The 21,123-nt window shown below is 38.6% G+C and carries 20 protein-coding genes, 1 tRNA gene and 2 pseudogenes; 13 read left to right on the top strand and 10 right to left on the bottom strand.

All coding sequences use genetic code 11. The features are described 5' to 3' along the window. The 3 genes from EBF12_RS06715 to rpsU form a co-directional block, all read right to left on the bottom strand. Positions 1-1,604: phosphoethanolamine transferase (locus EBF12_RS06715; RefSeq protein ID WP_157979067.1), on the bottom strand; the 1,604-nt coding region annotated here is incomplete at its 3' end. Next, positions 1,601-3,547, bottom strand: a complete 1,947-nt coding sequence (locus tag EBF12_RS06710) for a phosphoethanolamine transferase (protein WP_121726967.1) — start codon at positions 3,545-3,547, stop codon at positions 1,601-1,603. The genes EBF12_RS06710 and EBF12_RS06715, both read right to left, overlap by 4 nt. Before the next feature lie 320 nt (positions 3,548-3,867). Then, positions 3,868-4,080: a 30S ribosomal protein S21 gene (gene rpsU / locus EBF12_RS06705; protein ID WP_002955579.1), complete on the bottom strand. Its 213-nt coding sequence runs from the start codon at positions 4,078-4,080 to the stop codon at positions 3,868-3,870. Positions 4,081-4,213: 133 nt separating this feature from the next. On the opposite strand from rpsU, the gene EBF12_RS06700 reads away from it, so the two are divergent. The 3 genes and pseudogenes from EBF12_RS06700 to EBF12_RS06690 all read left to right on the top strand — a co-directional run. Then, positions 4,214-4,290, top strand: a tRNA-Arg gene (locus EBF12_RS06700). Positions 4,291-4,326: 36 nt separating this feature from the next. Then, entirely contained in the window at positions 4,327-4,755 is a 429-nt protein-coding gene (locus EBF12_RS06695) for a hypothetical protein (protein WP_121726966.1), read from the top strand. A 13-nt stretch (positions 4,756-4,768) separates the two neighbouring features. After that, positions 4,769-5,269 (top strand): annotated as a pseudogene (locus EBF12_RS06690) (FkbM family methyltransferase); the annotation flags it as partial. Between the two features lie 52 nt (positions 5,270-5,321). On the opposite strand, the gene ftsZ reads toward EBF12_RS06690, so the two are convergent. Genes ftsZ through EBF12_RS06675 form a run of 3 tightly spaced genes read right to left on the bottom strand, consistent with a single transcriptional unit; the run spans position 5,322 to position 9,353 of the window. After that, complete coding sequence (gene ftsZ / locus EBF12_RS06685; protein WP_121726964.1) at positions 5,322-6,470, bottom strand: cell division protein FtsZ; 1,149 nt, start codon at positions 6,468-6,470, stop codon at positions 5,322-5,324. A 10-nt stretch (positions 6,471-6,480) separates the two neighbouring features. After that, positions 6,481-7,851, bottom strand: a complete 1,371-nt coding sequence (gene ftsA, locus EBF12_RS06680; RefSeq protein ID WP_121726963.1) for a cell division protein FtsA — start codon at positions 7,849-7,851, stop codon at positions 6,481-6,483. An 8-nt stretch (positions 7,852-7,859) separates the two neighbouring features. Beyond that, positions 7,860-9,353 (bottom strand): peptidylprolyl isomerase, encoded by a 1,494-nt coding sequence (locus EBF12_RS06675; protein ID WP_121726962.1) that lies wholly within the window; start codon positions 9,351-9,353, stop codon positions 7,860-7,862. Positions 9,354-9,446: 93 nt separating this feature from the next. Here EBF12_RS06675 and EBF12_RS11865 point away from each other — a divergent pair. Then, positions 9,447-9,839 (top strand): annotated as a pseudogene (locus tag EBF12_RS11865) (class I SAM-dependent methyltransferase); the annotation flags it as partial. A gap of 109 nt (positions 9,840-9,948) precedes the next feature. Next, positions 9,949-10,332 (top strand): hypothetical protein, encoded by a 384-nt coding sequence (locus tag EBF12_RS06665; RefSeq protein WP_244196429.1) that lies wholly within the window; start codon positions 9,949-9,951, stop codon positions 10,330-10,332. A gap of 47 nt (positions 10,333-10,379) precedes the next feature. On the opposite strand, the gene cysK is transcribed toward EBF12_RS06665, so the two are convergent. Then, the gene (gene cysK / locus EBF12_RS06660; protein ID WP_121726961.1) at positions 10,380-11,285 is read right to left on the bottom strand and encodes a cysteine synthase A; all 906 of its coding nucleotides are present in this window, start codon (positions 11,283-11,285) and stop codon (positions 10,380-10,382) included. 183 nt (positions 11,286-11,468) lie between these two features. Between cysK and EBF12_RS06655 the strand changes: the two genes are divergently transcribed. Further along, positions 11,469-12,668, top strand: coding sequence for a glycosyltransferase family protein (locus EBF12_RS06655; RefSeq protein WP_121726960.1), 1,200 nt, complete (start codon positions 11,469-11,471; stop codon positions 12,666-12,668). On the opposite strand, the gene EBF12_RS06650 is transcribed toward EBF12_RS06655, so the two are convergent. From EBF12_RS06650 to EBF12_RS06640, 3 genes are read right to left on the bottom strand one after another with little or no spacing between them, the layout of a single operon-like run. Beyond that, positions 12,624-12,839, bottom strand: a complete 216-nt coding sequence (locus EBF12_RS06650) for a hypothetical protein (RefSeq protein ID WP_121726959.1) — start codon at positions 12,837-12,839, stop codon at positions 12,624-12,626. The two genes, EBF12_RS06655 and EBF12_RS06650, sit on opposite strands and share 45 nt — an antisense overlap. Continuing rightward, positions 12,839-15,226: an endopeptidase La gene (lon, locus tag EBF12_RS06645; RefSeq protein WP_121726958.1), complete on the bottom strand. Its 2,388-nt coding sequence runs from the start codon at positions 15,224-15,226 to the stop codon at positions 12,839-12,841. The genes EBF12_RS06650 and lon overlap by 1 nt, the downstream gene beginning before the upstream one ends. Positions 15,227-15,249: 23 nt before the next feature. Further along, a complete protein-coding gene (locus tag EBF12_RS06640) occupies positions 15,250-15,891 on the bottom strand; it encodes an outer membrane protein assembly factor BamD (RefSeq protein WP_244196428.1) in 642 nt (213 codons plus the stop codon). Between the two features lie 133 nt (positions 15,892-16,024). Between EBF12_RS06640 and fliW the strand changes: the two genes are divergently transcribed. The 7 genes from fliW to EBF12_RS06605 all read left to right on the top strand — a co-directional run bounded on the left by fliW (position 16,025) and on the right by EBF12_RS06605 (position 21,106). Further along, the gene (gene fliW / locus EBF12_RS06635; RefSeq protein WP_121726957.1) at positions 16,025-16,456 is read left to right on the top strand and encodes a flagellar assembly protein FliW; all 432 of its coding nucleotides are present in this window, start codon (positions 16,025-16,027) and stop codon (positions 16,454-16,456) included. Between the two features lie 68 nt (positions 16,457-16,524). After that, positions 16,525-17,373 (top strand): pyrroline-5-carboxylate reductase, encoded by an 849-nt coding sequence (locus EBF12_RS06630; protein ID WP_121726956.1) that lies wholly within the window; start codon positions 16,525-16,527, stop codon positions 17,371-17,373. Further along, complete coding sequence (gene tgt / locus EBF12_RS06625) at positions 17,373-18,515, top strand: tRNA guanosine(34) transglycosylase Tgt (RefSeq protein ID WP_121726955.1); 1,143 nt, start codon at positions 17,373-17,375, stop codon at positions 18,513-18,515. The genes EBF12_RS06630 and tgt overlap by 1 nt, the downstream gene beginning before the upstream one ends. Further along, positions 18,505-18,861 (top strand): 30S ribosome-binding factor RbfA, encoded by a 357-nt coding sequence (rbfA, locus tag EBF12_RS06620; RefSeq protein WP_121726954.1) that lies wholly within the window; start codon positions 18,505-18,507, stop codon positions 18,859-18,861. Before tgt ends, rbfA begins: the two co-directional genes overlap by 11 nt. Before the next feature lies 1 nt (position 18,862). Continuing rightward, positions 18,863-19,333, top strand: coding sequence for a ribosome maturation factor RimP (locus tag EBF12_RS06615; protein ID WP_121726953.1), 471 nt, complete (start codon positions 18,863-18,865; stop codon positions 19,331-19,333). Next, positions 19,323-20,315, top strand: coding sequence for a bifunctional diaminohydroxyphosphoribosylaminopyrimidine deaminase/5-amino-6-(5-phosphoribosylamino)uracil reductase RibD (gene ribD / locus EBF12_RS06610; RefSeq protein WP_121726952.1), 993 nt, complete (start codon positions 19,323-19,325; stop codon positions 20,313-20,315). Before EBF12_RS06615 ends, ribD begins: the two co-directional genes overlap by 11 nt. After that, entirely contained in the window at positions 20,303-21,106 is an 804-nt protein-coding gene (locus EBF12_RS06605) for a tRNA1(Val) (adenine(37)-N6)-methyltransferase (RefSeq protein WP_121726951.1), read from the top strand. Before ribD ends, EBF12_RS06605 begins: the two co-directional genes overlap by 13 nt. Positions 21,107-21,123 lie beyond the last annotated feature (17 nt).

The following is a 21,123-nucleotide window of genomic DNA, read 5'->3' as shown; positions in this document are numbered from 1 at the left end:
TCATCATTCATATAGCGTTGATTCTGTGCTTTTTGTAATCGCTTATAAAGTTCTGCGTGCTTTGCAATAAACTCATCGCTTACATAAATAATAAATGGAATCTCCACCATAAAACGCGACATTTTAGAATTGCTATGTCCAGCAAAATCTCCATTTTCATACACTTCCTTACCGTGGTCGCTAAAATACAGCACCAAAGAATCTGAATCTTCAAAGCGTTTAATAATCTCTCGTAGCACAAAATCACCATACAACACACTATTAAGATAAGCAGCAATTTTACTTTTGTCCCCAAAGTCCTGCTTTATATCATTGGAACTAAAAATATTAAACTCTCTTGGATAGCGACTCTCATATCGCTCGTGGCTACCCATAAGATGCAGGGCAAAAAATCGCAAAGTTCGCTCTTTATTGCAATAAGAATTATGCAAGCTAGATGTTTTAGATTCTAGCTGGGGGGGGGGCAATACATAAGATTGATTAAGATAAGTATCAAGTGCTAAAACCAACTCCCCATCAAGCCTTGTTAAATCAAAACTATCGCCATAATTTAAATATTTCACCCTATCTGCCCTATTCAAAATTGTCGCTACACCATTGCCAAAAAAGCTTACCGCCTCCTGATTTGAAATAGCAATCGTGCAATACCCGCCAAGACGCATAGCATCAATCATATTTAAATACTCATACCATTGGGAGTTCTCCGCATTTTCTTGATTGGCAAAACTTAAAACTTGCGTAAGACTTTCATAGGTTGAGCCTTGAGATGAAATTACATCGTTAAAAACAAGCAGATTCTGCGATTTTTGCCTTTTAAGATTCTCCAAAAGTGGAGTGGTAGGCAGCTCATAGCCATACAGGCTCATTTTACCTCTTTGTGTGCTTTCTCCAATGACAAGCACAACATTTTCAATCTTTTCTTTACTAGGCTTTGCCTCAAAATCTTTAGCAAACTCATCAAAATGTGCCGATAACCTTTTATACTCCTCCATAAATGCGAGGGTGCGTTTCAATGAGCTAGACAAGGCAGTATAGCTATGATACAAGACATCACTAAAACGCAAATCCGGGCTTGAAGGACGCACACCCACAATATGCACAACCACAACACAAAGCAATAAAAGCACATACATAATCTTTAGCTTTAATGTATTGCCTCTCACATATTTTGGCACTTTTAGCCTAAAGCACAGCCAAGTAACCAAAGTAAAAAGCCCATAGATTCCAAGCAGCTTTATATCTATATATGTATGTAAAAATTCTAAACTCTCTCTTACATTACTCTCAAACGCAATGCTTACCACATATGAGTTGAGCAAAGTAGAGAAGTTATAAAGGCAAAAAATTTCAGCTACCATACACAAAATACTAAGAGCCACCACAACAAAAAGCAAAAGATTCTGTAAAAAACGCCACTTAAGAAAATAAATCACGCACAACAATGCACCATAGCTCACAAGAAACATCACTTCCCTATATGCAAAAGTGAGAACATAATACATATCAAAATGCGTATGCAAAAAAGTTTGATGAGACATTATGATAAGGCAAGTATTTAAAATCCACAAAAACATAAAAGTGCGGAAAAATCGTGCATCACTCATTGAGCTATCTCCTCTTTATGAGCAGAATCTTTTCTACCACATAACCCCTGCTGATAATAACTTTTTTGAGCTTTTAACTCTTTGTCATAATCTTTAGCACTTTTTTTCTCGCCAACAAGGCGGATTCTCTTATTTAGCAAGGTTTTGTCATTACTCATTAAACTCCGCTTAGATTCAAAGCCCTGCATATCAATCCCTGCAATATCAAGCAAAGTATGGATTAAATCATCATTCATATAGCGTTGATTCTGTGCTTTTTGTAATCGCTTATAAAGTTCTGCGTGCTTTGCAATAAACTCATCACTTACATAAATAATAAATGGAATCTCCACCATAAAACGCGACATTTTAGAATCCGAATGCCCGATGAAATTCCTCCAGTCATAAATCTCTTCCCCGTGGTCGCTAAAATACAGCACCAAAGAATCTGAATCTTCAAATCGCTTTATAATCTCTCGTAGCACAAAATCACCATATAGCACACTATTATCATAGTGCATATTCTCTTCCGCACTTGTGGCAGCTAGATTCTCCACGCTATCAGCACGACATAGCATATCTTCTTGGCTAAATCTCGCAAAACTGCTTGGATAGCGGTTATAATACTTAGCGTGATTCCCCATAAGGTGTAGGATAAAAAAAGTCGGTTTGGGCGTAGAATCTGCTGTATTTTTAGGCTCTTGTGGTAGATTCTCACTTGAGCTTAGAGACTTAGAATCTCCATTATCAAAATCCCCTTGCAAATCCCCCTGCCCCCTGCCTATCCCTAACTCCTCATCAAAAATATCCAAAATCGCTTCATCAAACTTTGTCGTGCTCATCTTGTCATTAACATTGACAAAATGAGCTTCATCAGCACGCTTAAGAATAGTCGCTGCGGCATTGCCAAAAAGGCTAATAGGCTCTTGATTTGAAATAGCGATTGTATGGTAGCCTCCAAGCTTAAAAGCATCAATGGCATTAATATACTCATACCACGGCTTTTGAATCTCACTAGACTTGGTGGCTTTTGGCTTGTGTTTGGGGTTTATCGTCTGTATGCCCTGCGTGTTGTCTTGATTAGCAAGAGTAAGGCTAAGACTTAAAGACTCGTGTGTCTGTCCGTGAGCGGAAATAATATCGCTAAAAACAAGCAGATTCTTAGGGCTATGCTGTTTGATAGAATCTAAATTTGGTGTGGTGGGGAGCGGATAGCCATAAAGATGCAACTTGTCTCTTTGAGTAGATTCGCCAATGACAAGCACAATGTTTTGTATATTATTTTTTGCTTTTTTAACCTGTAGCGTGGTAGATAGCTCATCAAACTTGCTATTGAGCTTTTCATACTCTTTCATAAAGCCATAAGTGCCCTGAATTGCACGATAGAACTGCTTTGTATAATTATAAAGCATATCACTCCAATCCTCATTCAAAGGCTTTGTGTGGCTTAAAATCATACCAAGCACAATCCCCACACTCACAATAAACCAAGCATACACAAGCCGCATAAATCTAGCAGAGGGCTGCAAAAGTGGAATCTTAACCCACAAAAACACAGCAACGATAATAAAAAAAGCATATACACCAAGCAACCCAAAGCTTACATAGTTATGCAAAAACTCCGCACTCTCCTGTGGATTTGTCTCTAATGCTACAATGACAAGATAGGAATTGAGATTTGTATCAAAGGTGTAGAGCAAAAATATATCAACTACAAAACATACAACACTTATGCTAAAAATCGCCCACGCTACATAAACGCCAAAAGGCACAAGTGAAAGAATCCAAAAAAAAGCAAAATAACTCACACAGAGCAAAAGCTCACGATAAAAAAACGAGCTAAACCAATACAAATCCCAATGCTTTGTATAAACAAAATATTGTGAGCCAAAAAGAATGATAGTGTTTAGAAAAATAAGTAAGATAAGAATCTTAAAAAGTGTGGGGTGAGTAAAAAGCTTCATTGTATAAATCCTGCTATGAATGGAAAATATCGGCTAGATTCTTTTGTGTGTGGAAAGCTGGGTATGGTAAGTAAGCAAGATAAGCACTTGCATATAGATATGATACTGCGGTGATAATGCTTCATTTTACTCCAATTTTTAAAGATTCTCATCTTAAAGCCTCTAAAATGTTTTTTTCTTCTAACAAAAACAGGGTTTAATCTCATCACTTGATCAAAATTTCAACATAAACAAATACTAAAGGGGGATTCTATAATGAAAGTAAAAGTTTGCAAAACTCCACCACTAAAGCTTAAAAAGCCTTAGCAATGAAGATTTTGCTAGAGTTTTGACTCGTAGCGTCTTAACATATAAAGACGCTTAAGCATTTTTTTCTTAGCGTTAATCTTTTGTTTTTTGCGTTTTTCAGTCTTAGATTCAAAAAACCTTCTCGCTCTCAACTCCGTTACAACGAGATTGCGGTCGGTTTGTTTCTTGAACTTTCTATACGCTTCTTCAAAAGATTCACTTTCTTTAACTTTGATACCCGGCATAAGCTCACCCACTTTCTTGTAAGATTTAAGGGCAGTATTATAAGAAAAATTTATTTAAAAATGCTTAAATTTGCATTATATAAAGTGAGTTTTAAGGATTTTTAGCTAGAATGCCAACTTTATTTTCATTCTTGTGCTCGTAGCTCAGCTGAATAGAGCAACAGGTTGCGGTCCTGTAGGTCGGGGGTTTGAATCCCTCCGAGCACGCCATTTTAGATTCACACTGCAACTTTTTAGGAGAACTCAATGAAATTCTTAGCACAACTTGTTTATAAAGCATATCTTAATGCACAAAACAAAATTTGGGTAAAAATGCTCTCCATACTCTATAATGCTTTGCTCAAAATATCAAATCCTCTTATTACTTTATCGTATAACAATATCAAATTGAAAATGCCTTTTTCTCATTCCTTACCACTCTACCAAAAATTATATCCAACATACGATATGCAACTTCATTCAATAGCTAAGCATATCTACAATAAAGATGGCTTTTTAAATATGATTGATGTGGGGGCAAATATAGGTGATACTGCTATTTTGACAAATATACAAAATGCTTCTTACTTGTTGATAGAGGGCGAAAAAAGTTATGCCAATCTTATACCTACCAACATCTCCTATAATTTTCAAGGAGCGACTATTAAAGATATAAGTATGGGGGGGGGGGCATAACAACAAACTTCCGTTATATATCATTGCTAATACATTCTTGGGTGATGATGAAAAGCAAAACAACTACTCCATATCCCTACAAGATGGAAGTGGCAAATTAGTAGATTCTAAGAATATTAATACAAATATTCAAATCCAAACACTTGATTCTGTGGTAAAACAGGCTAATTTCTCTCCCAACTTTATCAAAATAGATACAGATGGTTTTGATTTTAAAGTATTGCGTGGAGCAAACAATACGCTCAAAACATATAAACCTGTTATATTTTTTGAGTGGGATAAGATACATCTCCAAGCACAAAATGAAGATTTTCTCTCCATTTTTCCACAACTCAACAAAATGGGGTATGAACAACTCTTTGTTTTTGATAACTTTGGCGTATTACTCTGCTCACTTCCAACAAGCGATCTTACAAACCTAGCACTTCTTATGAACTATACACAAGAATCTCGGCAAAATATTTACTACTACGATATCTTTACTTTTCATATGGTTGGAGCAAAGAAGTCTTAGCAAATAAACACGGAGAGAAAGTTTTACAATCCCTCTCCATCGTAAAAGACAATTAGTCTTTTTGATTGCGGAGATAAGTTGGAACTTCAAGGCTTTCATCATTATGATCAAACAAACTATAATCCTCTCCTGATACTTTCCGTGCAGCAAGTTGCAAACTTTGGCGAGACTGCTCCAAGCCTTGTTTTTCACACATTTGCGGTTGTGCTTCTGTGCTTACAACCTCTCTTTCAAAGCCCGTAGCGATCACTGTTACCTTAACATAATCTTTTGCCACATCTGCAAGTGTGCGTGTCCCACAAATCACATGGGCTTTATTATCAACAATAGATTCAATCATATTCATCGCTTCGCCTATCTCAATAAGTGAGTATCCATTCATCTCAAAATTCACAAGCACACCCATCGCACCATTAATAGAGATATTATCAAGCAGTGGAGATTCTATTGCCATACGCACAGCTTCACACGCCGCATTATCGCCTGTGGATTCGCCAATACCCATAAGTGCCAGTCCTCTATGACTCATTACCGTTTTCACATCGGCAAAATCCACATTAATATCATTTGGACTATGATGCAATATTACGCCTGAAATCCCATTCACAGCACGAGCTAACACGCCATTTACAACTTCAAAACTCTCTTGAACGCCATAACTTCTAGGAATAATAGATGAAAGTCTATCATTAGGGATAACAACAATACAGTCACTTTCTGATTTTAAATTACGCAACCCCTCTTCAGCGAGTTCAGCGCGTCTGCCACCCTCCCATTTAAAAGGTTTGGTTACAACAGAAATAGTTAATGCCCCAACTTCCCTTGCCGCCTTAGCTACAACAGGAGCTGCTCCTGTGCCTGTGCCACCGCCAAGACCTGCAGAGATAAAAACAATATCAGACCCATTAAGCACAGCTTTTAACTCTTCATAAGTCTCTAGCGCTGCCCTTTCACCCACATCTGGTTGCATACCAGCACCCAAACCTTTTGTGAGCTTCTCGCCAAGCTTCATTTTGATATTTGCACTTGTAGTTTCTAAATGTTGAATATCTGTATTTGTCGCAATAAGCTTAATAGCCTTGTGTGGATTTGTTTTCACAAGATGACTAATCATATTTGAGCCACCGCCACCAACGCCAACAGCCGTAATTACTGCACCTTCTTGTCGTATTTCCTGGATGTCTAGTTCAATATTTTCCATCATCACTCCCTTAAAATAATTGGCTAACCCACTTGTAGAATCTCATAAAGACATTATCGTGTCTATCCTTTTCTATGGCTTGAATCCCCGATAAATCACCTGTATTTTGAGTGATTTTCAAACCACTCAAATCCTGCGAAGCATCTTGAGACAATCCAATACTACCCACATCATTGCTTTCAACAACACTACTTCGTTTATAGAGAATCTTCTTATCAAAGTCCATCTCATAGTTTGTATGCTGCCCAGCTCCGTGTAGAATCAGCCCAACTGCGGTAGCACTCTGCGTGCCTTTCAATCCATCAAAAAGCCCACCCACAGACATAGGCTTAGAGATTCTCACTGGCTTTCTAAAAAATATACTTGAGGCAAATTCTTGCATTCCATCAAGATTTGCCATACCACCTGTGAGCGTGATACCTGCACCAATTTTGTCTTTCAACCCACTTTGTTCAATGCTTTTTGCCAAAAGCTGCAAAGTCTCCTCTACACGAGCAGATATAACTGCGTGGACAATCTCTAAGCTCACATTAGTCGTTGCATTCTCACCTGCCATTACAGGTACTTTTATGGATTTCTCCTTGTCCTCATCTGTAAGAATAAGTTTGCCATATTCAGTTTTAATCTGCTCTGCTGTGCTTGGGTGAGCATTAAGGGCTGTGGCTAAATCAATTGTAATGTTATGCGACCCAACACTTAAAAAATCACTATAACGCATAGAATATCCGCTATAAATCATCAAATCGCAAGTCTGCCCTCCCATATCAATGCACGCTACACCAAGCTCTTTTTCCTCATTGCTTAACACTGCAATAGATGAAGCATACGCACTTAACACAATATTTTCAATCTCCACGCCGCTTTCACGCACCGCTCGTTTTAGATTCTCAAGTGCTGTTTTCTTGGCTGTTACAATATGGACAAATGCTTCTAGCCGCGATGCACTCATACCCATAGGGTCTTCAGCAAAATTTTGATCATCTAATCTAAACTCATAAGGCAAGGCGTGGATAAGCATGTGATCTTCTGGAATCACGGCATTATAGATGGCTGTTTGCATTACACGATTAATCTCTTTTAGCCCAATCTCACTATTTGGCACATTAACCACCGCAGATTCTCTAATACTTTTTGTATAAGCACCAGATAGAGAAATAATAGCCTTATCAACTTTTTCACCCGACACCCTTGCCGCGTCATTGACGGCACTTCTTATTGCTCTTGAGGCAAGTTCAATATTTGTAACCGAACCCTTTTTAATGCCATCAGCCTTATGAATACCTGTGCCAATAATATAGGGCGAACCATCGTCTTTTACTTCAGCGACAATCGCACAAATTTCACTAGAACCAATATCAATACCTAATATAACCCGATTCACCCTAGCCCTCACTTACTCACATCAATGTAGATTGTCGTCTTATAAGTCTCATTGAGATACTCCGCCAACGCATCAAGCACTGCTTCAGACTTCATATTCTTAAACACCATTGCATTATCGCCTTGCGTTATCGGTGAAGCTGATTGCTCCATTATACGATACAGCACAGCCTTATCATCAAGCATCACATATCCTTCCTTTTGTTGAGAAGAGAATAAATGAGAGAGAAAGCTCATTTTCTGCCTATCATCTAGCGTGAGTATAGCACCATTATAGAATCTATCAACAAACCCTATATCTGTGCCTTTAAAATTTCTCACTTTTTCTTGAGCAAGTGCTGAGAGCTTTTCCTTTTTCTTAGTGTTTTCAAAAAGCACTCTAGCTTCAGCCTTTGCCTCTTCAAAGCTTTTTTGCACACTTGGCTTTTTATCAAGAATCTTTAGCGTTACAAACCCTTCATCAGCTTCAATAGGTTTTAGCACCTGCCCTACTTGTGCTACTTTCATATCTTCGACAACTAAATCCACTCCGTTTTTGATAAAAAACCGCTCATTCTCTTTGAGAGCTAGAATCTTGCCCTTTTTGCTTTCATTTTTTAAATCACGATATTCACGCTTTGCCACACTCTCAGCCTGAATCTTCTGCACATCTTTTATGAGCCTCTCCCTACTTTCTTCAAAGCTCAATAAACCTCCATCTTCATCTAAATAATCACTCTTAAAATCTTCGTAATGCTTCCTCAAATCTTCATCTGTTGGATTCTGCGAGGCAAAAGGGACTAGGATATACTCTATGTCAAACTCCATAGGGGTTTTCCAATTTTGCGCATTTTTCTCCCAAAACACCTTTAACTCATCATCTTTGCTTTCAATACTCACTTGACTCATAGGCAGAATCTCCACCTTTAGCCTATCTCTTACTGCGTTTGCCATCTCCAATGCCGCAATCTCACTTGATGAAATGGGAAGCATAGGTGCTGCTTGAGTAATATTCATCACGCTAAAAATCTTTTGTATAACAAGAATCCTACGCAACATCTCCTCAAAATCACTCGGACTCATACCTTGCTCTTTTAAAGTTTGGCGATACACCTCTTGGCTAAACTCACCCTTATCATCTACATACACTTTAGCATTTACTATCTCTTTGCCCACTTCCTCATCGCTCACAACAATCCCCAAATCATAAGCAAGATTAAGAATCTGGGTTTGTTGAATAAGCCTCTGCAATGCCATTTGTGGTATGCCAAACTGCTTTGCTTGAGCTTCATCAAGCATTCCACCAAATTGCGAGATTTGACTAAATTCATTAAGAATCCTTGCATACTCTCTTTGAAACTCAGCAAGATGAATATCAACATTCCCAACACGAGCAACCTTATCATTGCTTGAGCCAAAGCCATAAGAACCCCAATTCACCATTCCAGCACCGATAAACGCAATGGCACTAATCCAAATAGTAACAACAAGCCATTTCTTATGCTTCTGCATCCAAGTAATCATTAAACCAACAACCTTTAATTTATGTATGTAAAAATCTAAGTGAGTGTTTTAAAAACGCCTATTGTAGCACAAAACTTGCTAAAAACAAGCTAAATAAGCTTAAATTTATCAAATTTTCCCTTAATCAGCTTTAAAACGCAATTACTACAGCGAAAAATTAGAAAGTTTAATGAAGCAAATTGGTGGGAATGGGGGAGAGATTATCATAAAAGTAATTTACCACGCATTTATGTCAATACCAAAACGCGTAATAAAAAGCCCTTTTTCTTACATCCTTGCAAAGCTTATGATGGCTCTATTCTAGCAATTTTTCCAAAGTTTAAAGTGGATCACACAAAACTACAAGAAATATGTGATAGGCTAAATCACACAGATTGGCAGGAGCTTGGCTTTGTGTGTGATAGTAGGTTTTTATTTTCACAAAGAAGTTTAGAAAATGTAATGTTAGATTCTAGTTTTAATGCTTTGAGGTCTCTAGGTTTGTAGATTCTTTGCTATGAAAGATTTGTGCTAGAATCCACTACACCCAAACAAACAAAAAAAGCTTTATAATGAAAAAATATGCACTGATTTATGGCGTTATTGCCACACTGCTTTGGCTTTTTTTGTTGGTGTATTTGCTGATAGGCAAAGATTCACACAAAACCACCGCAAAATCAGCCTAGCTCCTTTTGACAAAGCCCTGCAAGCGTGTATCAATAAGCACAATACCTATCCTAAAGAACTCCTGCAACTTGGCAAAGAAGAAAATCTAAAAGCTAGCTTTATGCTCCAAGCTGACACTTGCAAGATTCACTCTCTCACATTTGATAAGCCCAAAAGCGAGTTTGCCTCACACATCACAAATGTGCTTCACAAAGCTAAAGCCTGCATAAAAACGCAATGCCAAACCCAAAGCACACAATACACTATTCCATTTTTCTATCGTTTATCACCCAATAAGCAAAGCCTATCCTGCCTCTCTACAAAAGCTCTATAAAGCTACCTTGCCCACTTCTAGCAATAGATTCTACAATCCCACATAGCCTAAAGCGTATTAAACAAATCTGTTGATAAATAACGCTCTGCTGTGTCATTAAGCATTGTCAGCACTTTTTTGTTAGGGTTTTCCAAAGCGATTTTTCTTGCAATAGCCACATTTGCTCCACTTGAGATTCCAACCATAACTCCAGCCCTGCCTAGCTCCTGAGCTGTTTGTATCGCCACATCATTTTCCACACACAAGATAGAATCTATCACTTCACGATTAAGAATGCTAGGGATAAAATTCGCCCCAATACCCTGAATCTTATGCGGACCGGCTTGTCCTTGACTTAATAGCGGCGAGGCAGAAGGCTCCACACCGATAATTTGAATAGATGGAATCTTTTCTTTTAGCACTTCGCCAACACCGCTGATAGTTCCGCCCGTGCCAAACCCCGCAACAAAATAGTCCAAAGCCCCCTCAAAACTCTCATAAATCTCCAACGCCGTGGTGCGTTTGTGCATTTGCTTATTAGCGAGGTTATCAAACTGACTTGGCATAAAAGCATTAGGCGTAGAATCTAAAATTTCTCTCGCTTTATCTAACGCCCCTTTCATACCTTCACTTGCCGGGGTTAGCACAAGATTTGCGCCAAAAAAGGCAATCATTTTTCTCCGCTCTATGCTCATAGATTCGGGCATAGTAATGGTGATTTTAAGTCCCAAACTCGCACAAATCATCGCAAGAGAAATCCCCATATTCCCACTTGTGCATTCCACAATCATCGTATCCTTGTTGATTTTACCCTCACGCATTGCCTCATCTATCATCGCATACGCCGGGCGATCCTTAATAGAATGACTAGGGTTTAAAAACTCGCATTTGCCATAGAGATTTGGGGCAAACTCTTTAAGATTCAAAATAGGCGTATTGCCGATAAGATCAGTGATTGATTGTGCTATTTTCATACAAAATCCTTAGAGATGAAATTTCAAAACAAAATAAAGTAGCACAGCAAAGCAAAAAAGTCAAGTTTTATCCATATAAACTCATTTGCCATTTACCACAGCCCACATTTATTTTAAAATGAGTTTATAAAGGAATGGAATAAAAAAGGCTTGTAAGATTCTATTTACATCAAGGAACAAAGCTTGAATCTTAATATTACCCTACTTTGTGATCACAACATCAATACCAAACCCCGCTCAAGTCGGCTATTGGAGCTTTTAAGCAAAATAGCCGCAACTTCACATCATATTATAAGGATCAATGTCATCTCAAAGGACTGCCAAAGCCTCTCATTCACAGATTCTATGCAAACTACACTCTTTAGCTTCCCACCTGATAAAAGCAGCAAACAACGCACAAAAGAAGAAAATGACGCCATCTTAGAGCTTTGCAAAAAAGGGGATTTTATGCCCCTTATCTTTACGCCAAACCGCAAAGCTATCACCAAGATTCTTAACTCTCTACCCTTGCAGAATCTGCTCATTGTAGAAGACATTACACTTTTACCCTTTGCGTGCGAGTATAAGAGCAATAATCCGCAGTGTAAGATTCTCATTGACTTGCGAGAATTTTACCCATTAGAATATGAAAATGACACACAATGGATTCAGGGGCTTGGGCGATTTTTTACCTTTTTATGTGAGACTTATTTGCACCGCATAGATTTTGCATTGAGTGTGAGTAATGGGCTATGTGAGCGATACAAAAAAGACTTTCACATTCCTTGTGAGCTTTTCTTATCCCTGCCACCTTTATATGAGGCTTCGCCCAGCCCAACACAAGAGAAAATAAAGATTCTCTATCACGGCTTCATAAGCCCAGATAGGAGCAGTATGGAGCTTTTGGAGCTTGGCAAGCTCTTAAAGCAAACGCCCTTTAGTCTTCATATAATGGCTCTAAGCAACCAAAAAGGCTTTTTAGAATCTTTTAGCCAACAAGCCAAAAGTATCTCGTCTTTGCAGATTCTACAACCTGTGGCGATGCAGGATATTATCCCAACAAGCCTTGAGTATGATATAGGACTTATTCCCTTTAAGCCCACAACTTTTAATCTCGCCCATTGTATGCCAAATAAACTTTTTGAATATCTTCAAGCACGACTTGCTATCCTTAGCACACCGCTAGAAGATATTGCTCATTTTGTTCGCACCCATCAGTGCGGGATAATCAGCAATGGATTTAAATCTAGTGATATTGTGCAGACACTTACAAGTTGCACAAAAGATGATATTAATAGGCTGAAATACAACGCTCACCTTGCAGCACAACAATGGCATTTGGATATGAATCTAGAGATTCTAAAGAATGTGCTGGGCGATGTATTGCGAATCAAAATAGAGTGAAATACTAAAACCCACAATACCATTAATCACAAGGAGTGCAAAAAATGGTGGGCGATGGGAAGAACGCATAATAAAAAATAAGCTCAAAGGAAAAAGCACTACCCCTAAGCCAAAAAATACCCAACCAACAAGCCCAAAGCCAAGCCCGAGTAGAAATTGTGAATCTTGCATTATTTTACAAGAGCAAGGGGCAATACCTCTTGTATGTTGCTAACCCCGATAATCTCTAGCTTTTGCAGCACCTCCTTTGGAATGTCTTTTAAATCTCGTTCATAATTTTTTTGTGGAATTAGCACCCTTTGGATTCCAGCCTTATGTGCGGCAATAAGCTTTTCCTTCAAGCCCCCAATAACTAAAACCCTGCCCTGCAAAGTCAGCTCCCCTGTCATCGCCACATTTGCTTTGATTTTAGAATCTGTCAAAATTGAGGCAATCACACACGCCATAGCAATTCCAGCACTTGGACCATCTTTTGGCGTAGCACCCTCTGGCACATGCAAATGTATATCAAAATTATGATAGGGCGATGTTTTTGTGCTTACTTTTGGCTTTAAAAACTTCGTATCAAATAAGACTTTCACCACAGAGTGTGCGATATGGGCAGATTCTTTCATCACATCACCAAGGCTTCCTGTAAGCGTCAATGCTCCTTTGCCCTTAATCTTAATAGCTTCAATCTTTAACACATCACCGCCCACGCTTGTCCAAGCAAGACCATTAACTACACCAATGCTGTCTTTTTTATCAGCTGGGGAAATCTCAAAAACCACCTTGTCAAGGAATTCACCCAAATTTTTTGGCGTAATATCTACAGACTTTGCACCCTTAAGGATTAATATCGCACTTTTTCGCATAATCTGGGCGATTTTATGACGCAAACTTCTTACGCCCGCTTCACGCGTATATTTTTCAATCATTTGCTTGAGTGCCGGAGCTGAAAGATTCACTTCATTTTGCTCTAAGCCGTGTTTTTTAAGCTCTTGAGGGATAAGGTATTTTTTTGCAATCTCATACTTTTCTTGTGGCGTGTAAGAAGAGATAGCAATAAACTCCATTCTATCACGCAGGGGGGCTGGGATTGTGGATATATCATTGGCTGTGGCAATAAAAATAGCTTGTGAGAGATCTACATCAAAGTTTGTGTAATAATCTCTAAAAGCGTGATTCTGCTCTGGATCTAGAATCTCAAGCAAAACGCTTGTGGGATCACCCCGATAGCTTCTACCAACTTTATCAATCTCATCAAGCACAATAAGCGGATTCATCTCTTTTGCTTCAATCAGCCCTTGTATAATGCGTCCGGGCATTGCACCAATATATGTTCGGCGATGCCCCCTTAGCTCATTGACATCTTCTAATCCCCCAAGTGCGATACGCACAAGTTTTCTTTTAATAGCCTTAGCAATGGAGTTTGCAAGGCTTGTTTTTCCCACTCCGGGCGGTCCATAAAAACATAAAATCGTGCCTTTTTGAGTTTTTTCCTCTTGTTTCTCTTCCTTTTTCATTTGAGCAGATTCTCTTTTGGCAATCAACTCCTTCACTGCAAAATATTCAACAATGCGTTCTTTTGGCTCTTCAAGCGAATAATGATCAATATCAAGCTGTTTAGCAACTTTTTGAATAGAGAGTTTTTGCTTCGCATAAGTGCCAAATGGAATCTCAAGCACCCATTCAACATAATTTTGCAAAATATTTGCATCGCCGCTATCTTGGTGCATACGAGAAAGTCGTTTAATTTGTTTATGCACCTCTTTGTAGGCGTTTTCGCTCATAAAGGGCTTTAGGCTATTAAGCTTTTGCATATATTGCTCAATCTCCTCATCACGCGTATTGTCCGTGCCTAGCTCTTTTTGAATCTGCTTAAGTTGCTCTTTAAGAAAATATTCCTTATTGACTTGTTCCATTTTGTTATGGACTTTATTTTTTATCTCTTTTTGGAGTTTTTGAGCTTGTGTTTCCTCAATGATATAATCAATAAGCCCCAAAATCCGCTCTTCTACATCATCTTTGGCAAATAGTGTATAAGCCTGATTCTTGGATAATCGCATAGCCGAAGCGATGAGATCCACAATGCGGTTTGGCTCGGAGTTTTCCTCAATGCTTTTAAGCAAATCTGGCGGAAAATGCCCATCAAGATTTGCTAAATGCCTTACCTTTTCACGCAAAACTTCTAAAAGTGCATTCATCTTTGCTTCATCATATTCTTTATACCAAATCCTATCCACCTCAACACTTAATGGCTCTTTGCTTGATTTTATCACTTTTAGAATCTTGCCACGATACAAACCCTTAAAAAGCAGCTTAACGCGTCCATCAGGCAGTGCCACCTTACGCATAATAGAGCCAATCACACCCACATCATAAAAAGCCTGATTATCATCACTCCGCGTTGAGCTTATAAAAACAAGGCTATCACCCTTAATAGCCTTATCCGCAGCTTTAATATTGCTCTCATCGCTTATAAAGAGTGGAGCAATCATAAAAGGGTAAATAAAAAGCTCATCTTCTACCACAAGGGGCATTATCATAGGAAAATCGTTTTTTTCTATACTATTCATTTTTGTATTCTCTCCTTGTCTTCTTACCAATTAAAAAGTCTTACATACCAAGGCACATACGAGGGCTTTGGCTTGAATCTTGTTATAATATCCTCATCAATGCGTGAAAGATACTCATCTCTTGCTTCATCTTTGTCTTGCTTATCATAAACATTAGCTATGGATTTATATAGCTCAATCTGCCCTAATTGAAACTTAATGTAAATGTATTCTACATAGGGTGCATAGCGACTCTGTGGAAAAATCTGCAAAAATTCTTTTGCTTCCTTTATGCTTTGAGCGATAAACTCTTGATCCTTGCTGTAATTTTTAAATCCATAAAAGTTTGCTAGAATCTTCAAATACCGCACATAATCTTGATTTGCCAAAGAGGCGTAGCGTTTGAGATACTCATCAAAGTAAAATGCAGCCAAAAGATATTCATCTTTTTCCATATGAGCCTCACCCAAAATCAACATAGCCTCTGGCACAAGAGGAGAATTGATATGCTCACTTTGCAAAGATGAAAAATAGCCATCTGCCCCTTCTAAATTGCCAAAATTAATCTCTTTGATAATGGATTCATACCAATACGATGCGGGTTTATTATACTCTACTTCTTTTTTTGCACAGCCAAAAAATATCAAATTTGCAAACAAAAGACACATAAACGCGTAGATTCTCATTAAAAACCTTTAAATTTTGAAAATAGAAATGTATTATACACTTTAGATTCTACTATTTAGCATAAAAACTACATATTTGTGTTATAATCCGTAGTTTTATACATTAGAGATAGCTTAAATTTTGGAGAAGATGATGGTTTTTGAAGTCAAATCACCGATCCTAGGATTTGAAAATGTAACAAAAATGAAACTTGAGAAAATTGATGAGTTGTTTATGAAGCTTTTTAACGCTGATGGTGAAGTGCCGCATTTTACACTTGTCAATCCTTTTTTGCTTAGGGAGTATGAATTTGATGTGCCTTCAAACATTAAGATTTTGCTTGATTTAAATAATGCCAAAAATATCGCTGTTGCCAATATTATGGTGATTCAAAAGCCTATTGAACACTCAACAATCAACTTTTTAGCACCCCTTATTTTTAATTTTGACAATCTCACAATGGCACAAGTTGTCCTTGATAGCACACAATACCCAATGTATAGCTTAAGTGAATCTATTGGGCAATACCACAATAAAGAGGAAGCACAAAAGGGCGAAAATGCCGCCCCTGTAAGAAATAGCTAAATACGATTCTAGAATCCATAGACTGAATAATTTAGGCAACAAACAAAATCATCAAAATAGGGTTGAAAATGAAAAAAACACTTCTTGTCGTGGGTTATGGCAATATGGCACAAGCCATTCTTACACGCAATCACTTTATCACTTCACATTTTAATGTCCTTATCACAGGCAGAGATTTACAAAAAGCTAAAGATTGTATCGCTAAATGTGAGATAGAGGCTCAAATCTACACGCCACAATACAGAGCCATTGCAGATTCTAAATCTATGGATTCTAAGCCCACAAATTCTAAAGCTGTGCTTGATATACAAGATAGCATTGTCCTGCTTTGCACAAAGCCAAAAGGACTGCAAAGCTTTATTTTTGAAGGCAAAGCTCAATGCGTGTATAGTGTGTTAGCCGGAGTTGGCATTGACACCTTGGAAAAGCAGCTTCAGTCTTGCCATATCGTGCGACTTATGCCAAATATCGCCGCTTTTAGCAAAAACTCTGCTACGGCTTTTTATCACAAATCCTACACACAGCACACAGATTCAAAAGCTGATACGGATATTCTTGCATTTTTAGAATCTTTTGGCAAAGCTGTGAGTGTGGATAATGAAGCACTCATAGAATCTAGCATTGCCACAAGCGGTAGCAGCATTGCCTTCCTTGCCCTCATTGCCGAATCGCTCATTGATGCAGGAATCTTAGAGGGGCTAACCCACGCTCAAAGCCAAGAGTTAGTCAAACAAACTTTTCTAGGCTTTGCCACAGAGTTAGCTACAAAAAGCCCTAATGAGTTAAAATACGCCATTTCAAGCCCGGGTGGAACGACTATTAGAGGACTAGCTATTTTAGAAGAACTAGGCGTGCGTGGAGCATTTATCAAAGCCGCTCATACCGCCGCAGAACACGCACGAGATTCTAAAAAATAATGCAAGTAAATATAGAAACCAAAGATGGCAAGGCAAGAGCACTCACACTCACTCTTGCTCACTCTATCGTGCAAACGCCTATTTTTATGCCTGTTGGCACACAAGGCTGTGTCAAAGCCCTTGATAGTCTTGATTTAGCACAGAATCTTAATGCCAAAATTATCCTTGCAAACACCTATCATATGTATTTGCGTGTGGGGATAGAGCGATTAAAAGCATTTGGTGGGATTCATACATTTGCTAACTTTAATGGCAGCTACTTAAGCGATAGCGGTGGATTCCAAGCCTTTAGCTTAAATCAAAATGTCAAGCTTAATGAAAATGGCGTAGAGTTTAAATCCCATATTGATGGCTCTAAGCATTTCTTTTCCCCCTCTTTTGTGTTAGATATTCAATATGCGCTCAATAGCGATATTATGATGGTGCTTGATGACTTAGTAGGGCTTCCAGCAAGTGAGACAAGAATCTTAGATTCTATCAAACGCACAACAGAGTGGGCAAAAGCCTCACTAAAATACCACGAGATAAACAAAGCTCAAGGCAAAGCCCAAACAAATAATCTTTTTGCCATTATCCAAGGTGGAACAAACCCAAAATTCCGTGAGATGTCAGCTACCTCACTTGTGAATCTTGGCGAGTTTGATGGCTTTGCTATTGGCGGACTTGCAGTAGGAGAGAGCAAAGAGGAGATGTATAGCACACTATCTCACACTATACCTTTTATGCCAGAATCTAAGCCGCGTTATCTTATGGGGGTTGGCACACCAGAAAACATTATAGAGGGCATTTATCGTGGGGTGGATATGTTTGATTGTGTAATGCCTACAAGGAATGCTAGGAATGCCACGCTTTTTACGCATTTTGGTAAGATTAACATTAAGGGGGCGAGTTTTGCTAATGACACTTCGCCTATTGATGAGCTATGCTCCTGCTACACTTGCCAAAACTACACAAGAGCCTATCTTTGTCATCTCTTCCGCTCCCAAGAAATTACCTATCATCGCCTTGCTTCATTGCATAATCTCCACTATTATTTGAATCTCGTGCGTGAAGCAAGAGAAGCGATTTTGCAAGGAGCTTTTGCAGCCTATCGCCAAAATTTTTATCAGTTAAGAGAAATGGAAGTCCCAAATGAATATTAAACAACAACGCACAGAATCTTTACTCCAAGAGGTGCTAAGCCTTGCCCTATCCCAGCTCCAAGACTCGCAGATTAATACCCTTATAATCACAGGGGTAAAATGCTCTAAGGGTAAGCAGAGTGCGGAAGTGTATATTGAAGGCACAGATATTTCGCCAAATGAACGCAAGGCGATTTTAGAGCAACTCAAAAAAGCTCAAGGAATCTTAAAAGAATATGTCCTAAACTCTACGCAGTGGTTTCGCGTCCCAAACTTGCAGTTTAAATTTGATGATACGCTCCATTGCGTGAATAATTTAGATTCTATTTTCGCACAACTTGAGCGTGAAAAACAAAAAAAGGAATAATATGCTTTCAACCCAAACTACTCAAAAAATAGAACAACTCGCCGCTTCACTCTCCTTATATGTGTATGATATTGATTTTCTCAAAGAAGATGAACGCCACATTTTACGCATAAGCATTACAAAAAAAGCTCCTATGCAGAATCTTAGCTCAAAAGATAGCAATGCGGTAAGTTTGCAAGACTGCCAAGCCTTAAGTGAGCTACTCTCTCCTTTACTTGATGTGGAAAATATAAATATGGATAGCTATCATCTTCAGGTAAGCTCACCCGGACTAGAGCGAATCCTAAAAAAACCACAGCATTACGCATTTTCACTTGGCGAGATTCTAAATATTAAGCTCACAGATAAAAGCACACTGCAAGGAATCTTACACAATGTGAATGACACGCATATCACGCTACTTATAGAACAAGATGAGATGGCAATCCCACTTGAATCTATCAAAAAAGCAAAGGTTATCTTTGAATTCTAGTGATGATTTGCTTATCAAGCATTGTTGTGATATAGCGTGGGAAGCCCAAACCCTAGCCCTGCCAAATCCAAGTGTTGGAGCTATTATCACGCGTGAAAATGGTGAGATTCTATCCCGTGGAGTGCATAGCCTTGCAGGCACTCCACACGCTGAAGTCATCGCCATAAAGCAAGGCTATTACGCACTCACGCAAGATTCTAAGATTTTAAATCTAGAATCTAGCCTTGAACTCCACAACTTCCTTTTACACAACCACAATGGCATTTTTAAAAACCACTCCCTTTATGTGAGCCTAGAGCCTTGCAATCACTATGGCAAAACGCCCCCCTGTGCCAATCTCATAAAAGAACTAGGCTTTGCTAAAGTCGTTATTGGCACAAAAGATTCTCACTCCCTTGCTTCAGGCGGAATGCAAACTTTACAAGAAGCGGGGATACACACAAGCCTAAGCCAGATTCAAAATGAAGCACAAAAACTGCTTTTGCCCTTTGAGATTCTGCGAGAAAAGGGGCGATTTGTGCTGTTTAAAATTGCTATGCGACTTGATGGGAGCTATGTAAATGGGCAAATATCTGCTGAATCTTCACGCATTTTTACGCATAATCAACGCAGTGTGTGTGATTATCTCTGTATATCCGGAGCAACACTTAGAAGTGATAACCCAACGCTTAATGCCAGATATGCCCTGCCCCCTTATGATAAGCATAAACAACCCAAACTCTGCTTATTTTCCAAGCATGAAAATAATCCAAGATTCCATACTTTCCGCAATGCAGAAGAGATTGAGAGTTTAAAAGGCTTTGTTGTGATTGAAGGGGGGCTAAATCTGCTTGGTGCGTTAAGAAAATATATTGATATGCTTTTAGTGCATAAGGCGTTTTTTTGTGTGGATTTAAATTTTACACAACAAAGCAAGGCAATGGACTTTGAGCTTTTACACATAATGAATCTTGACAAGGATTTGGGCTTATGGCTGCACTAGAGATATATCAACTCCACGATGGCTATTGCTACAACACTGATAGCCTTATCTTGAGCCACTTTGCACGAGCATTTCTCAAATCTAGAATCTCACTCTTAGATGTGGGGGCAGGAAGTGGGATTCTAGGAATGCTCTGTGCCAGAGAGATTCTAAATAAAGCCACGCCACATAAGAATCCACATATCAATCTCCACCTTGTAGAAAAAGATACGCTAATGGCACAATGTGTAGCTTTAAACATAAGGCAGTTTGAATCTCACATATGCCATCAAGTGCATTGTATGGATTTTTTAGACTTTCAAACGGATATGAAGTTTGATTTTGTTATTAGCAATCCACCATTTTATGCCAATGGAGCATTGCAAGGTGAAAATATGCGTAAAAATATGGCACGACATCAAAGCTTCCTGCCCATTCCTGCCCTGCTTACACATATCAAGCGTGTGATAAAGCCAAATGGGAGCTTATGCCTATGCTATGATGCACGAGTGCTGCAAACATTGCTTTATGAGCTTAGAATCTGCGGATTTAATGTAGATACCCTCCGCTTTGTGCATTCTTTAGCAAATAGAGAATCTAGCCTTGTTGTGCTAAGGGCAAAGATTCAAAGCAAATCGCCACTGCGGATTCTGCCGCCACTTTTTACGCATAATAGCACTACTCAAACAGATAATACCGATGAGCTAAAAGCCATTTATGCGTGGGCAAAAACAAAGAGCATAAAAATCACGCCAAGTGAGCTAGAATCTCTTTATAAAAATTCCAAAAGAGATAAAAATGACAAGGATTAGAATCTTTGAATGCAATT

The sequence above is a fragment of the Helicobacter labetoulli genome (assembly GCF_003670275.1).
Taxonomy (GTDB): domain Bacteria; phylum Campylobacterota; class Campylobacteria; order Campylobacterales; family Helicobacteraceae; genus Helicobacter_C; species Helicobacter_C labetoulli.
Note: the sequence above shows the minus strand (reverse complement) of the source record. Positions and strands in the feature narration are given on the sequence as shown.

Excerpts from the sequence above, each read along its gene's own strand:
- tgt (WP_121726955.1), top strand. The coding sequence starts at position 17,373 with ATGCAAGTAAATATAGAAACCAAAGATGGCAAGGCAAGAGCACTCACA.
- EBF12_RS06650 (WP_121726959.1), bottom strand. The coding sequence starts at position 12,839 with ATGCAAGATTCACAATTTCTACTCGGGCTTGGCTTTGGGCTTGTTGGT.
- rbfA (WP_121726954.1), top strand. The coding sequence starts at position 18,505 with ATGAATATTAAACAACAACGCACAGAATCTTTACTCCAAGAGGTGCTA.
- EBF12_RS06695 (WP_121726966.1), top strand. The coding sequence starts at position 4,327 with ATGAAATTCTTAGCACAACTTGTTTATAAAGCATATCTTAATGCACAA.
- EBF12_RS06605 (WP_121726951.1), top strand. The coding sequence starts at position 20,303 with ATGGCTGCACTAGAGATATATCAACTCCACGATGGCTATTGCTACAAC.
- lon (WP_121726958.1), bottom strand. The coding sequence starts at position 15,226 with ATGAATAGTATAGAAAAAAACGATTTTCCTATGATAATGCCCCTTGTG.
- cysK (WP_121726961.1), bottom strand. The coding sequence starts at position 11,285 with ATGAAAATAGCACAATCAATCACTGATCTTATCGGCAATACGCCTATT.
- EBF12_RS06615 (WP_121726953.1), top strand. The coding sequence starts at position 18,863 with ATGCTTTCAACCCAAACTACTCAAAAAATAGAACAACTCGCCGCTTCA.
- EBF12_RS06710 (WP_121726967.1), bottom strand. The coding sequence starts at position 3,547 with ATGAAGCTTTTTACTCACCCCACACTTTTTAAGATTCTTATCTTACTT.
- EBF12_RS06675 (WP_121726962.1), bottom strand. The coding sequence starts at position 9,353 with ATGATTACTTGGATGCAGAAGCATAAGAAATGGCTTGTTGTTACTATT.
- rpsU (WP_002955579.1), bottom strand. The coding sequence starts at position 4,080 with ATGCCGGGTATCAAAGTTAAAGAAAGTGAATCTTTTGAAGAAGCGTAT.
- fliW (WP_121726957.1), top strand. The coding sequence starts at position 16,025 with ATGGTTTTTGAAGTCAAATCACCGATCCTAGGATTTGAAAATGTAACA.
- ftsZ (WP_121726964.1), bottom strand. The coding sequence starts at position 6,470 with ATGGAAAATATTGAACTAGACATCCAGGAAATACGACAAGAAGGTGCA.
- EBF12_RS06640 (WP_244196428.1), bottom strand. The coding sequence starts at position 15,891 with ATGAGAATCTACGCGTTTATGTGTCTTTTGTTTGCAAATTTGATATTT.
- EBF12_RS06630 (WP_121726956.1), top strand. The coding sequence starts at position 16,525 with ATGAAAAAAACACTTCTTGTCGTGGGTTATGGCAATATGGCACAAGCC.